13 protein-coding genes are annotated in these 13,296 nt (G+C 52.8%); 10 read left to right on the plus strand and 3 right to left on the minus strand.

Annotated features, from left to right (window positions below; all coding sequences use genetic code 11):
- Window positions 1–165 precede the first annotated feature (165 nt).
- The 7 genes from lon to ACI2I2_RS10800 all read left to right on the plus strand — a co-directional run bounded on the left by lon (window position 166) and on the right by ACI2I2_RS10800 (window position 6,786).
- Window positions 166–2,520, plus strand: a complete 2,355-nt coding sequence (gene lon, locus ACI2I2_RS10770; RefSeq protein WP_404657911.1) for an endopeptidase La — start codon at window positions 166–168, stop codon at window positions 2,518–2,520.
- Between the two features lie 210 nt (window positions 2,521–2,730).
- Window positions 2,731–3,003 carry a nucleoid-associated protein HU-beta gene (gene hupB / locus ACI2I2_RS10775; protein ID WP_002444653.1) on the plus strand — a complete coding sequence of 91 codons (273 nt, stop codon included), beginning with the start codon at window positions 2,731–2,733 and terminating at the stop codon, window positions 3,001–3,003.
- A gap of 212 nt (window positions 3,004–3,215) precedes the next feature.
- On the plus strand, window positions 3,216–5,090 hold the full coding sequence (ppiD, locus tag ACI2I2_RS10780; RefSeq protein ID WP_404657912.1) for a peptidylprolyl isomerase: 1,875 nt from the start codon (window positions 3,216–3,218) through the stop codon (window positions 5,088–5,090).
- 148 nt (window positions 5,091–5,238) lie between these two features.
- On the plus strand, window positions 5,239–5,604 hold the full coding sequence (locus tag ACI2I2_RS10785; RefSeq protein ID WP_404657913.1) for a ComEA family DNA-binding protein: 366 nt from the start codon (window positions 5,239–5,241) through the stop codon (window positions 5,602–5,604).
- A 110-nt stretch (window positions 5,605–5,714) separates the two neighbouring features.
- A complete protein-coding gene (locus ACI2I2_RS10790) occupies window positions 5,715–6,113 on the plus strand; it encodes a YbgC/FadM family acyl-CoA thioesterase (protein ID WP_330983127.1) in 399 nt (132 codons plus the stop codon).
- Between the two features lie 51 nt (window positions 6,114–6,164).
- Entirely contained in the window at window positions 6,165–6,371 is a 207-nt protein-coding gene (locus ACI2I2_RS10795; protein ID WP_404657915.1) for a type II toxin-antitoxin system HicA family toxin, read from the plus strand.
- A gap of 1 nt (window position 6,372) precedes the next feature.
- Window positions 6,373–6,786, plus strand: coding sequence for a type II toxin-antitoxin system HicB family antitoxin (locus ACI2I2_RS10800; protein WP_404657916.1), 414 nt, complete (start codon window positions 6,373–6,375; stop codon window positions 6,784–6,786).
- 58 nt (window positions 6,787–6,844) lie between these two features.
- Here ACI2I2_RS10800 and queC read toward each other — a convergent pair whose 3' ends face one another.
- A complete protein-coding gene (gene queC / locus ACI2I2_RS10805) occupies window positions 6,845–7,540 on the minus strand; it encodes a 7-cyano-7-deazaguanine synthase QueC (RefSeq protein ID WP_404657917.1) in 696 nt (231 codons plus the stop codon).
- 63 nt (window positions 7,541–7,603) lie between these two features.
- Window positions 7,604–9,307: an SgrR family transcriptional regulator gene (locus tag ACI2I2_RS10810; protein WP_404657918.1), complete on the minus strand. Its 1,704-nt coding sequence runs from the start codon at window positions 9,305–9,307 to the stop codon at window positions 7,604–7,606.
- A gap of 104 nt (window positions 9,308–9,411) precedes the next feature.
- On the opposite strand from ACI2I2_RS10810, the gene cof reads away from it, so the two are divergent.
- On the plus strand, window positions 9,412–10,230 hold the full coding sequence (gene cof, locus ACI2I2_RS10815) for an HMP-PP phosphatase (protein WP_404657919.1): 819 nt from the start codon (window positions 9,412–9,414) through the stop codon (window positions 10,228–10,230).
- Between the two features lie 161 nt (window positions 10,231–10,391).
- Entirely contained in the window at window positions 10,392–11,609 is a 1,218-nt protein-coding gene (fliB, locus tag ACI2I2_RS10820; RefSeq protein WP_404657920.1) for a flagellin lysine-N-methylase, read from the plus strand.
- A 43-nt stretch (window positions 11,610–11,652) separates the two neighbouring features.
- Here fliB and ACI2I2_RS10825 read toward each other — a convergent pair whose 3' ends face one another.
- The gene (locus ACI2I2_RS10825; protein ID WP_404657921.1) at window positions 11,653–12,705 is read right to left on the minus strand and encodes a PLP-dependent cysteine synthase family protein; all 1,053 of its coding nucleotides are present in this window, start codon (window positions 12,703–12,705) and stop codon (window positions 11,653–11,655) included.
- A gap of 115 nt (window positions 12,706–12,820) precedes the next feature.
- Between ACI2I2_RS10825 and ACI2I2_RS10830 the strand changes: the two genes are divergently transcribed.
- Window positions 12,821–13,291, plus strand: coding sequence for an Lrp/AsnC family transcriptional regulator (locus ACI2I2_RS10830; protein WP_330983132.1), 471 nt, complete (start codon window positions 12,821–12,823; stop codon window positions 13,289–13,291).
- Window positions 13,292–13,296 lie beyond the last annotated feature (5 nt).

Genomic DNA, 13,296 nt, shown 5'->3' on the forward strand with positions numbered 1-13,296 from the left:
TCAGTTAACCAAAAGGGGGATATTTTATCCCCCTTTTACTTTTCCTGCATACCTGGCGTTGAATGTGTGGGAAACATCCCCATATACTGGATTACATGTTAACGGTGGCGTAAAGCCAGTGGCGCCATCGACTACCTGGCGGACATTAAACTAAGAGAGAGCTCTATGAATCCTGAGCGTTCTGAACGCATTGAAATCCCCGTATTGCCATTGCGCGATGTGGTGGTTTATCCGCATATGGTCATTCCCTTATTTGTAGGGCGGGAAAAATCTATCCGTTGTCTGGAAGCGGCCATGGACCATGATAAAAAAATCATGCTGGTCGCTCAAAAAGACGCGTCAACGGATGAGCCGGGTGTAAACGATCTTTTCACCGTCGGGACCGTGGCCTCTATTTTACAGATGCTGAAACTGCCTGACGGCACTGTCAAAGTGCTGGTTGAAGGCCTGCAGCGTGCGCGTATTTCCGCACTGTCTGACAACGGCGAGCATTTCTCGGCGAAAGCGGAGTACCTTGAGTCTCCGGTTATCGAAGAGCGTGAGCAGGAGGTGCTGGTACGCACCGCCATCAGCCAGTTCGAAGGCTACATCAAGCTCAACAAGAAAATCCCACCGGAAGTGCTGACGTCGCTGAACAGCATCGACGATCCGGCTCGTCTGGCGGACACCATCGCTGCGCACATGCCGCTCAAGCTTTCGGACAAACAGTCTGTGCTGGAGATGTCCGACATCAACGAACGTCTGGAATACCTGATGGCGATGATGGAATCGGAAATCGACCTGCTGCAGGTTGAGAAACGCATTCGCAATCGCGTCAAAAAGCAGATGGAGAAATCCCAGCGCGAGTACTATCTGAACGAGCAAATGAAAGCCATTCAGAAAGAACTCGGCGAGATGGACGATGCGCCAGACGAAAACGAAGCGCTGAAGCGTAAGATTGACGCCGCTAAGATGCCAAAAGAGGCAAAAGAGAAGGCCGAAGCTGAGCTGCAGAAGCTGAAAATGATGTCTCCGATGTCGGCGGAAGCGACTGTCGTTCGTGGCTACATTGACTGGATGGTGCAGGTTCCGTGGAACGCACGCAGCAAAGTCAAAAAAGATCTGCGCCAGGCGCAAGAGATCCTCGATACCGACCATTATGGTCTGGAGCGCGTCAAAGACCGCATCCTTGAGTATCTCGCAGTCCAGAGCCGCGTGAACAAACTGAAAGGGCCGATTCTGTGCCTGGTAGGGCCTCCGGGTGTGGGTAAAACCTCTCTGGGTCAGTCCATTGCCAAAGCAACCGGTCGTAAATACATCCGTATGGCACTCGGTGGCGTGCGTGATGAAGCTGAAATTCGTGGTCACCGTCGTACTTACATCGGTTCGATGCCGGGCAAACTTATCCAGAAAATGGCGAAAGTGGGCGTGAAAAACCCGCTGTTCCTGCTGGATGAGATCGACAAAATGTCATCTGACATGCGTGGTGACCCGGCGTCTGCTCTGCTGGAAGTGCTTGATCCAGAACAGAACGTGGCGTTCAGCGATCACTATCTGGAAGTCGATTACGATCTCAGCGACGTAATGTTCGTGGCGACCTCTAACTCCATGAACATTCCAGCCCCGCTGCTGGATCGTATGGAAGTGATTCGTCTTTCCGGTTACACCGAAGATGAGAAGCTGAACATCGCTAAACGCCATCTGTTGCCAAAACAGATTGAGCGTAACGCCCTGAAAAAAGGCGAGATCACCGTCGAAGACAGCGCGATTGTCGGCATCATTCGTTACTACACTCGCGAAGCCGGTGTGCGTAGCCTGGAGCGTGAAATCTCCAAACTGTGCCGTAAAGCGGTGAAACAGCTGTTGCTGGATAAAACGCTCAAGCACATCACCATCGACGGTGAGAATCTGCATGATTACCTTGGCGTGCAGCGCTTCGACTATGGCCGTGCGGATGATGAAAACCGTGTTGGCCAGGTTACAGGTCTTGCGTGGACGGAAGTGGGTGGCGATCTGCTGACCATCGAAACCGCGTGTGTACCAGGCAAAGGCAAGCTGACGTATACCGGTTCCCTGGGCGAAGTGATGCAGGAATCCATTCAGGCTGCGCTGACCGTGGTTCGCGCGCGTGCGGAGAAACTCGGCATTAATGGCGACTTCTACGAGAAACGCGACATCCATGTTCACGTTCCTGAAGGCGCAACGCCGAAAGACGGCCCAAGCGCAGGTATCGCCATGTGTACCGCTTTGGTGTCCTGTCTGACGGGTAACCCGGTGCGTGCCGACGTGGCGATGACGGGTGAAATCACCCTGCGTGGCCTGGTGCTGCCGATTGGTGGTCTGAAGGAAAAACTGCTCGCGGCTCACCGTGGCGGCATTAAGACTGTTCTGATTCCGGACGAGAACAAACGCGATTTGGAAGACATTCCAGATAACGTGATTGCCGATTTGCAGATTCATCCTGTGAAACGTATCGAGGAAGTTCTGGCACTTGCACTGCAGAATGAGCCTTACGGCATGCAGGTTGTAACCGCAAAATAGTGACTTCGCGCAAATAGCGTTAAGAAAAACAGGGCTGGCAGGTGATTTCGCACTTGCCAGCCTTTTTTTGTATAGCTAATTTAGATTGCTGGTTGGGTATGTCATAGACAACGGGTGTTGTAAGGGCATGACACTCCTGATATAACTGCTGCGCCGTCGCACTGCGAAGGATTCCAGTGCGATATAAATTATAAAGAGAGGAAGAGAACAGTGAACAAATCTCAACTGATTGACAAAATTGCTGCGGGTGCGGATATTTCTAAAGCTGCTGCTGGCCGTGCGTTAGACGCTTTGATCGCTTCTGTCACCGAGTCTCTGCAGGCTGGGGATGACGTTGCACTGGTAGGTTTTGGTACTTTTGCTGTTAAAGAGCGTGCTGCCCGTACTGGTCGCAACCCGCAAACAGGTAAAGAGATCACCATTGCTGCTGCCAAAGTTCCGGGTTTCCGTGCAGGTAAAGCACTGAAAGACGCGGTAAACTGATCGCTTTCCCGTTAAGGGAACGTGACGAAGTACAAGGGCGCATCATCTGATGTGCCTTTTTTTATTTGTCCAGCCACACTTTCTCTGTTTTTAAGTGACTTGCAGGCTGACAATTGCCCCCCTTTCTTGTCAAAATACGCCCTCACGCGCAGCGCCAGTCGTGCTATGCTGTGCGAGGTAAAAAGTCACCTACAGCGGAGCGTTGTTACACCATGATGGACTCCTTACGTACGGCCGCGAACAGCGTCGTGCTCAAGATTATTTTCGGTATCATTATCGTGTCGTTCATTTTGACCGGCGTGAGCAGCTACCTGATTGGCGGGAACAGTACCTACGCCGCGAAAGTGAACGGTCAGGAAATTAGCCGACCACAGTTTGAAAATGCCGTTGCCAGCGAACGTAACCGTATGCAGCAGCAGTTGGGCGATCAGTTCTCTGAACTGGCGTCTAATGAAAACTACATGACAACCATGCGTCAGCAGGTGCTGAACCGTCTTATCGACGAAGCGCTGCTGGATCAGTACGCCAAACACCTGAACCTTGGCATCAGCGATGCTCAGGTCAAACAGGCCATCTTCCAGACTCAGGCATTCCAGTCGAACGGCAAATTTGATAACGATCGTTTCAACGGCATCGTCAATCAGATGGGCATGAGCGCCGATCAGTACGCGCAGGCCCTGCGTAACCAACTGGTTACCCAGCAGCTTATCAACGCAATTGTTGGCTCTGAATTCATGCTGCCGGGCGAAACAAATCAACTGGCTGCCCTGGTTTCTCAGCAGCGTGTTGTGCGTGAAGCCACCATTGATGTGAATGCACTGGCTGCGAAGCAGCAGGTGAGCGATCAGGAAATCACTGGCTACTACGAGCAGAACAAAAACCAGTTCGTTGCCCCAGAGCAGTTCCGCGTGAGCTACATCAAGATGGATGCCGCGAGCATGCAGGAAACCGCCTCTGACAGCGATATCCAGTCTTACTACGATCAGCATCAGGATCAGTTCACTCAGCCGCAGCGCGTGCGTTACAGCGTGATTCAGACCAAAACTGAAGCTGACGCCAAAGCCGCACTGGACGAAATCAACAAAGGCGCTAACTTTGCTGACGTTGCCAAAGCGAAATCTACCGACATCATCTCCGCGAAAAACGGCGGTGACATGGGTTGGCTGGAAGCGTCCACCACGCCAGATGAACTGAAAAATGCCGGTCTGAAAGACAAAGGCCAGCTCTCCGGGGTGATCAAATCTTCCGTTGGCTTCCTGGTCGCACGTCTTGATGATGTTGAACCAGCGAAAGTGAAGCCGCTGGCAGACGTTCATGATGACATCGCAGCGAAAGTGAAACAGGAAAAAGCGCTGGATGCTTACTATGCTCTGCAGCAGAAAGTGAGCGAAGCAGCCAGCAATGACAACGAGACACTGGCTGGCGCGGCACAAGTTGCAGGTATAAAAGTGGTTGAAACCGACTGGTTTGGTCACGACAACCTGCCAGCTGAGCTGAACTTCAAACCTGTTTCCGATGCCATTTTCAATGGCGGTCTGGTGGGTGAGAACGGCACACCGGGCAGCAACTCTGACATCATCACTGTCGATGGCGATCGTGCCTTTGTTCTGCGCGTGAGCGAGCACAAAGCCGAAGCGGTTAAACCACTGGCAGAAGTCAAAGATCAGGTTGTTGCTATCGTTAAGCACACCAAAGCAGAGCAGCAGGCGAAGCTGGATGCTGACAAGCTGCTGGCTGAGCTGAAAGCGGGTAAAGGTGACGATGCGATGAAAGCGGCTAATCTGAGCTTCAGCGCAGCGAAAACCCTGAGCCGTACCGGTCAGGATCCTATCAGCCAGGCTGCATTCACCTTGCCGCTGCCGCAGAAAGATAAACCAAGCTATGGCGTGGGCTCTGACATGCAGGGGAACGTGGTTCTGCTGTCGCTGGATGAAGTGAAAGACGGCACCATGCCGGAAGAGCAGAAGAAAGCGATGGTTCAGGGGATCACCCAGAACAACGCCCAGATTGCCTTCGAAGCCCTGATGGCGAACCTGCGTAAAGAAGCGAAGATCAAGCTGGGTGATATCGTTCAACAGCAGCAATAACGTCGAGCACGCTCGCAGATTTTCGTAACGTACTGCAAAATTCAAAGGCCGCTTTCGCGGCCTTTTCCAATTCTGAACATTGCCTTTTGTGCTGGTGTTTTTCTCCGGTTATGGTGGCCTCGCTGTCAACAAACAAGGAGATAACAGCATGAAATCAGGAATCAAAGTTTGTCTTATTGCTCTCTCAGTCGCTTTCTCAGCGCTCGGATCGCAGGCCATTGCGGCACAATCCACAAGTAAAGCACAGGTAGAAACCAAAGCAGCTGCTGCACCTGCGGCTACGGCAAAAACACCTGCGCCCCCCGAAAATAGCGACAGTGGCAAAGTCAGCATCAACACCGCCAGCGCAGAAGAATTAGCGCGTGCCATGAACGGCGTAGGGTTGAAGAAGGCCCAGGCGATTGTCAGCTACCGCGAAGAGTATGGCCCGTTTAAAACCCTCGACGATCTGCGCCAGGTACCAGGCATGGGAGGCGCATTGGTAGAAAGAAATCTGCCGCATCTGATGCTCTGACTCGCGAAGGAGTTTGCACACTAGCAAAAAAATGCCAGACTGAAGAGGTCGTACCAGTGTACGACCTCTGACTCTATTAAGACTCTATTAATAAGAAAGGCTATTGCGCTATGCAGACACAAATCAAAGTACGCGGGTATCACCTGGATGTTTATCAACACGTGAATAATGCCCGCTATCTCGAATTTCTCGAAGAGGCCCGTTGGGATGGGCTGGAAAACAGTTCGGGCTTCCAATGGATGACCCAACACCACATCGCGTTCGTGGTCGTCAACATCAACATTAATTATCGCCGCCCGGCAGTGTTAGGTGATTTGCTAACTGTCACCAGCAAAGTTCAGCAACTTAACGGCAAAAGCGGCGTATTAAGCCAGGTCGTGACGCTGGAGCCAGAAGGCGAAGTCGTTGCCGACGCGCAAATTACATTTGTCTGCATCGACCTGAAAACGCAAAAAGCACTGCCGCTGGAAGGTGAACTTCGCGAACATCTGGAAGCGATGGTGGAGTAGCGATTAACACTCAGGGTTATTGGAGTTATAATTGATATCAGGATATCATGGATGAACAGCAGGGATTTGATCAGTGAATTGCTTGCTGCTGGGTGGGAATTAGTTCGGGTGACGGGAAGCCGTCATCACTTCCGTCATCCGAACTTTGCAGGGCTCGTTACTGTCCCGCACCCTAAAAAGGATTTACCTGTCGGCACGGTGAAGAGTATTCGCCGTCAGGCTGGTCTCGATCATTCTCGCAAGCTATCCTGGAGATAATATGCACTTTCCCATAGCCATCGAGTGTGGAGATGAAAATCACGCCTGGGGTGTGATTGTTCCTGATCTGCCCGGTTGTTTCTCTGCTGGTGACACGCTGGATGAAGCGATCATTAACGCTAACGAAGCCATCACCGCGCATATTGAATTACTGCTTGAGGCTGGCGAGGAAATTCCGCACGTCTCAATGGTGAATGACCTGGCCGGCAACAGCGAGTTCAAAGGGTTCACCTGGGCTCTGATTGATGTGGATGTACTGCGCTTACTTGGTGGATCAGAGAAAATTAACGTCACGTTGCCAAAATCGTTAATCGATCGAATCGATCGCTGTGTGGCTCGTCATCCTGAATACAAAAGTCGTTCGGGTTTTTTGGCACAAGTTGCACTGGAAAAGATCACCAAACAGACGCCGTGACTCCGCATTGAATGAAAATAATAAAGAGAGTTCAGATGAAACTCTCTTTACTTCATTCTTACTTCAGCCCGGTTTTCGCCTTCATCGCCGCCATTACGCCCGCTTTATCTGCCAGGTAATGGTTCAGCCCGTTAGCGCGCAGCGTGCATGCTGCACAGTGCCCGCAACCATCGCCTTTGATGCCGTTGTAGCAGGTGAGCGTTTCACTGCGGACTAACTCTAGTTGGCCCCAGTAATCGGCCAGCGCCCAGGTTTCGGCTTTATCAATCCACATCAGCGGCGTTTCAAAGCGGATCTCTTTGGCCATGCCCAGATTAACCGCGTGGTTCAGCGCTTTGACGAATTCGTCACGGCAGTCAGGGTATCCAGAGAAATCTGTTTCGCAGACCCCGGTAATCACTGCTTCGGCTTTCACCTGATAGGCGTAAATCGCAGTCAGGGTCAGGAACAGAATATTGCGGCCCGGCACGAAGGTATTGGGAATACCGTTGGCTTCTGGTTCGTAATCCGGCACCGGGATGCTGTCGCGAGTCAGGCTGCTCACCGCCAGTTCGTTCAACAGGGTGACATCCAGCACTTTATGTGCTCGCGCACCCAATTTCAGGGCCAGTTCGCGAGCCACGTCGATCTCTGCACGATGGCGCTGGCCATAATCAAAGGTCACACAGTGTACTTCATCATACTGCTGTAAAGCCTGGACCAGACATGTTGTCGAATCCTGACCTCCGCTGAACACCACCACGGCGCGTTTCATAGCAAATCCTGTCAACTTTTTGGAAAGCGCTATGGTAGCGCCTGAGCGTCGTGTCCACCAGCTTCACGACGCGCCAGATGCCGGAAGCCAGGCTTCAGTGAATTCAAACCAGCCACGGGCATTGAGGCGAATGCCATTGACGCCCGGCGGCGCGCTTATCTTGTATTGATAGTTAAAGAGCGGCGTCAGTACCGCATTTTCCATCAGATCCTGGAAAACATGTTTCAGCGCCGCATGCCGGGATGAGGGCTGTTTTTGGCTCTGAACGGTATCCAGCGTTTGCTGAAGTTCGGCATAGTGTTCCTCGCTCAACACCTGCGCCCAGAGGGAATCGCAGCGCAGCCATTGTTCAAGCGTATATTCAGGCGCTTCCCCAATCAGCCGGTCTCCCATCATCAAATCGGCCTGGGCTAACGCCTCGCAGCCATCCCAGGTTTTCGCATCATGGAAAATCAGCGTCAGTTTGCAGCCCAGTTTCTCTAAGGCCAGACGAAGTTGTTCGGCCATCGTGTGAAGCTCGACAGGCAAGTGGTAGACGAGGGTCAGGGCTGACGGAAACGCGACATCGGGAGCGTCTTTCGTCACTGGAATATCCCATCCCGGCAGCAGTTCATGGGTAGGCGTGATCAGATTTTCATCCAGAGGCAAGGTCTCCATCAGCGACGAGCGGTGAATTAAGGCAATGATTTTTTGTGCCTGGGCCGCGGTGAGGCATGAGCTTTTACGCTGAGTGAGATAGCAAAAACCGAGGCTGATGCTGTCGCTGACCAGCCGAAGTTTACGCAGTTCATCGGGTTCACCAATGGCAATCTGTACCGGATGTCGACAACTGGTACCCAAATCTTGCTCAAAAAGCTGAGGCGTTATCCAGAACTCAATCGCCTGCAATAGCGGGTGGCTCAGGTGATAGCGATTGTGGCTTTCCAGGCGCACCAGTTCAGGTTCAAAAATTTTCAGCCGAAAAGGACCCGTGCCCAGCGTGACGTTATCCGGATGGGCCAGCACGCTGCAATAGCTTGCCAGACGATGTGCCAGCCAGAAGTCGGGTTTAGTCAGCGTAAACGTCAGGCACTGAGCGTGCGTCATTTCAATCTGCTGGACGCTGGCGAACAGTTTTCGCAGCGCAGGAAGCGCCAGCAACATCTCCAGGCGTCGGTGAAGTTGAGCGGTATCGACAGGATCGCCGTTGTGCCAGTGCAACGTTGAACGAATGTAAAAATGCCAGCGCAAACCATCGGGGGAAACCTCCCAGTGATGCGCCAGATCGCCACTGGGCTCATCGCTGTCTATGCCGAACCGGGTCAGCCCGGAATAAATCTGCCCGGCCAGATGCTGCTCGGCGCGCCCTGGCAGAAAACCCGGCTGCAGTGAATCAAGCGGGCGGTAATAAGGAATGCGCAGTGTTGGCGTGTTGTTTTGCCATTGTCCGCCCAGAAAAGGATGCAGCAAGGCGCGCAACTCTGGCGCATTAAGCTGCGCCAGTTCCAGCGCGTTTTGCTGCTGGCCCTGCGTGAGCGCCTGTTCCATCATGTCGTTGCGCAGGGCTTCTGGCGTGACCTGAAACGTCAGCGTGCCGCGTTTTCCCCGGCCTGACTGCGCCTGCCAGGTTAGCCAACCCGCTTCCTGGGCCTGGCGTAATAATGTTCGCACATGCCGCTCACTGCAAAAACAGCGTTCAGCCAGTTCGGCGACGGTGATTTGCTGCGGCGCGCCGGAGGAGGGCTGCCACAGGCGTTGAAACTGATTGAGTCTGTTGAGCTGGCGCATAGGGTTAAATCCGGAACAATAAATAAGAGTTATTCAGTATTCCTTCCGTATATATCAGGTGATACTTTCCCACAAGCGACACTCATCACACTCCGGGGAAGATAATGGCAAGACTGGCTGCATTTGATATGGACGGGACGCTGTTGATGCCCGACCATCGTCTGGGCGAACAAACGCTGAATACCCTTAAACGCCTGCATGAAAGGGAAATCACGTTGACGTTTGCCACTGGCCGTCATGCTCTTGAAATGCGCCATTTGATGGGCAACCTTTCCCTTGATGCTTTCCTGATTACTGGCAACGGCACGCGCATTCATTCCCGCGAAGGCGATGTTCTGCATCGTAGCGATCTTGACCCGGATGTGGCCGACCTGGTGCTGCACAGCCACTGGGATACCCAGGCCAGCATGCATGTCTTCAATGACAGCGGTTGGCTCACCAACCGTGAAATCCCTGAAATGCTGCACGCCCACGTTTACAGCGGCTTTCGCTATCAGCTGTGTGATTTCAAACGCCTGCCCGCGCATGAAGTCACAAAAATCTGTTTCTGCGGTGAGCATGAAGATTTGAACCGTCTGCGCATTCAACTCAACGAAGCGTTGGGCACTCGCGCGCATCTCACGTTCTCGGCGTTTGAATGTCTGGAAGTGCTGCCCGTTGGCTCCAATAAAGGTTCCGCGCTTTCGGTGCTGAGCCAGCACCTGGGGATGACGATGGCGGACTGCATGGCGTTTGGTGACGCAATGAACGACAGCGAAATGCTGGGATTGGTGGGGAAAGGCGTCATCATGGGTAATGCCATGCCGCAGCTTAAAGCCGCGCTGCCTCATCTACCGGTTATCGGGCACTGCCAGAATCAGGCGGTCTCACATTATTTGACTCATTGGCTGGACACTCCACATCTCCCTTATTCCCCCGAATGATTGAGACTCCTTCCAGCAAGCCGGACTTCCTTTGAAGCCCGGCTTTTTTCTTTTTGCCGTCAGTTAAAGTGGCGAAATACTGACTTAAACAGCGGGTTATGGGGTTATAAAATCTGTTCAGGCGCGTGATATTTTTCACCTTTTGCACGTGAAGAATCCCTATGCTCATTCATAAAGTCGTTAAGCCTGATTTTGTCGAAAGGTTTAGCTGTGTTGGCCCGGAGTGCCTGATCTCCTGCTGTCAGGGCTGGAACATCGCCATCGACAAGAAAACCCATCATGCGTATCTCAACTCCGATAACCGCGACATCGCCACGCTTGCCGAGGCTAACTTACTCCGCACCCGTAAAGGCAAAAGCAATTTTTCCGTGATCAAGCTGAATGAAGAGGGCTTTTGTCCTTTTATTGCTGAGGACAAATTTTGTCTGGTTCAGCGCGAGCTGGGGGAAAGTGCGCTGTCGCCCACTTGTTCCACCTATCCGCGCCTGAAGCGGCGTTATGACGATGAAACGCGCCATTCGATGACGCTTTCTTGTCCGGAAGTCGCCAGGCTGGTGTTGTTTGATGCTGACAGCATGAGGCTGCATGAGCAGGAATCTCTGCTGGCAAAAGGGAAGGTGAATCTGATTGGTCAGCGTCAGCCGCTGAATCAGGTGCAGCAAGTTGTCCATCTTTTTGTCTGGCATCTGGTTCAGGCACCGTCGCGTCATATCGAAGAGAACTTACAGGCGCTGGCGCAATTTATTCTTTACCTGCAGCGCATTGATTTTGATTTGCACACCCGCTTCGATGAAGTCGCGGCCTGGCACCAGCAACTGCTGGCTGATTTGCAGTCCGGTGAGAGCCTGATGTCAGACCAACCCGCTCAGAACACGGTGCCAATGAAGCTCCGGGCGTTAGCCGTTTTGGGAACGCTGATAGCCAACGATGGTGCTCGCGAAGACCATCTCAAGAAAGGCCATCAGCACATTGCGACATACCTTGATGCCGCAGAGCAAACGGATATCGGGCAGTTGAGTGAAAAGTTTGCGGCTCTCGATAAGCAATGGCTGGCGTTGTGCGAGGACTCTTGTCTGTCTGCACCCCATGTGCTGCGCAATTTCCTGACCTATAAAATTTACACCAGCCATTTCCCAGGCACAGATTTAACGACGGTGATGCGCCAGTTCTACCGTCTGGTGCTGGAGTATTTCTACCTGAAGCACATCCTGAGCGCGCATTCGCTGCAGAGGGAAGTGAACGAAACGTTGGTGTTAAAGACGCTGGCAAGCTTGTCTGAGAAAACCATGCACTCGGCTACGCTCGATACCCGCATGAACCGGGCTATCGATATGATTAATGCCGGGGACGATCTCTCTTGTCTGCTGCTGATTGGGTAGGAGAAACGGGCGTACTCACCGCGATGAGTACGCCGTCTTGCGATTAACGACAGGCAATGAGGTTGCTGAGCGTTGCTTGCGCCGGATGAATATCGCCGATATTTGCCGCGACCCATTCCGGGTTGTAGTAGGTTTCCAGATAGCGTTCGCCGCTGTCACACAGCAGCGTCACGATAGATCCGGTTTGACCGTCGTTACGCATTTGCGCCGCCAGTTGCAGCGCACCCCACATATTGGTGCCGGTTGAGGCACCTACTTTGCGGCCCAATTGGCTTTCCAGCCAGTGTGCCGTCGCCACGCTTGCGGCATCTGGCACGCGCAGCATGTTATCCACGACATCAGGAATGAACGACGGTTCGACACGCGGGCGACCAATCCCTTCAATTTTACTGCCAACCGGGCTGCGCAAAGACGCATCGCGCTGTTGCCAGTAATCCATAAATACTGAATTCTGCGGGTCAACGACGGTCAGTTGCGTGTCATAACCCTGACAACGAATGTAGCGGCCGATGGTGGCAGAGGTGCCGCCCGTGCCCGCGCTCATCACGATATGCGCCGGAACAGGGTTCGGTTCATGCTGCATCTGGCGGAAAATGCTGTCGGCGATATTGTTATTTCCGCGCCAGTCCGTTGCGCGTTCCGCGAAGGTGAACTGATCCATATAATGGCCGTTCAGCTCGCGAGCCAGCATTTCAGAGGCTTCGTAAATCTCGCAGGCGCTTTGCACGAAGTGGCAACGCCCGCCATAAAATTCAATCTGTTCAATCTTGCGCTTCGCCGTACATGACGGCATCACCGCGATAAACGGCAGGCCGAGCAGGCGAGCAAAATAGGCTTCCGACACCGCCGTTGAGCCTGATGAGGCTTCGATTATGGTGGTGCCTTCTTTGATCCAGCCGTTACACAGTCCGTATAAAAACAGCGAACGCGCCAGGCGGTGTTTCAGGCTGCCGGTTGGGTGTGTACTTTCATCTTTGAGATAGAGCTGAATGCCCGGAAAAGCGGGCAGCGCCAGACGAATCAGGTGCGTATCGGCAGAACGCTGATAGTCGGCGTTAATTTCACTGATGGCGTGTTTGACCCAGGTGCTGTTCATCGTGGTTATCCGTTTGTCATTTTGTGCCCAGAATAGCGGAAAGCACGGAAAAAATTGTTGCTATTTGACCTTTGAAATACAATTAAAGGAGAAAAAATTTCTCTGAGGTGGGGTGATGATAGATAAAATTGACCGTAAGCTGCTCGCTTTGCTGCAAGAGGACTGCACCCTCTCTTTGCAGGCGTTAGCAGATGCCGTTAATCTGACCACCACACCCTGCTGGAAGCGCCTGAAACGTCTCGAAGACGAAGGCATTTTGCGCGCTCGGGTGGCACTGCTGGATGCAGAAAAACTGGGGCTCGGGCTAACGGCTTTTGTGCTCATCAAAACACAGCATCACAGTAGCGACTGGTATAGCCGGTTTGTCTCCCACGTTACACAAATGCCCGAAGTGCTTGGCTTCTGGCGCATGGCAGGCGAATACGACTATTTGCTGCGAGTACAGGTAGCGGACATGAAACGCTACGACGATTTTTATAAACGGCTGGTGAACAGCGTGCCGGGGTTATCGGATGTGACATCGAGTTTTGCGATGGAACAGATCAAATACACCACCGCGCTGCCGGTCGATTCATTCTCTGGGTAATTCTG

Source organism: Scandinavium sp. NPDC088450 (genome assembly GCF_044900545.1).
Classification (GTDB): Bacteria; Pseudomonadota; Gammaproteobacteria; order Enterobacterales; family Enterobacteriaceae; genus Scandinavium.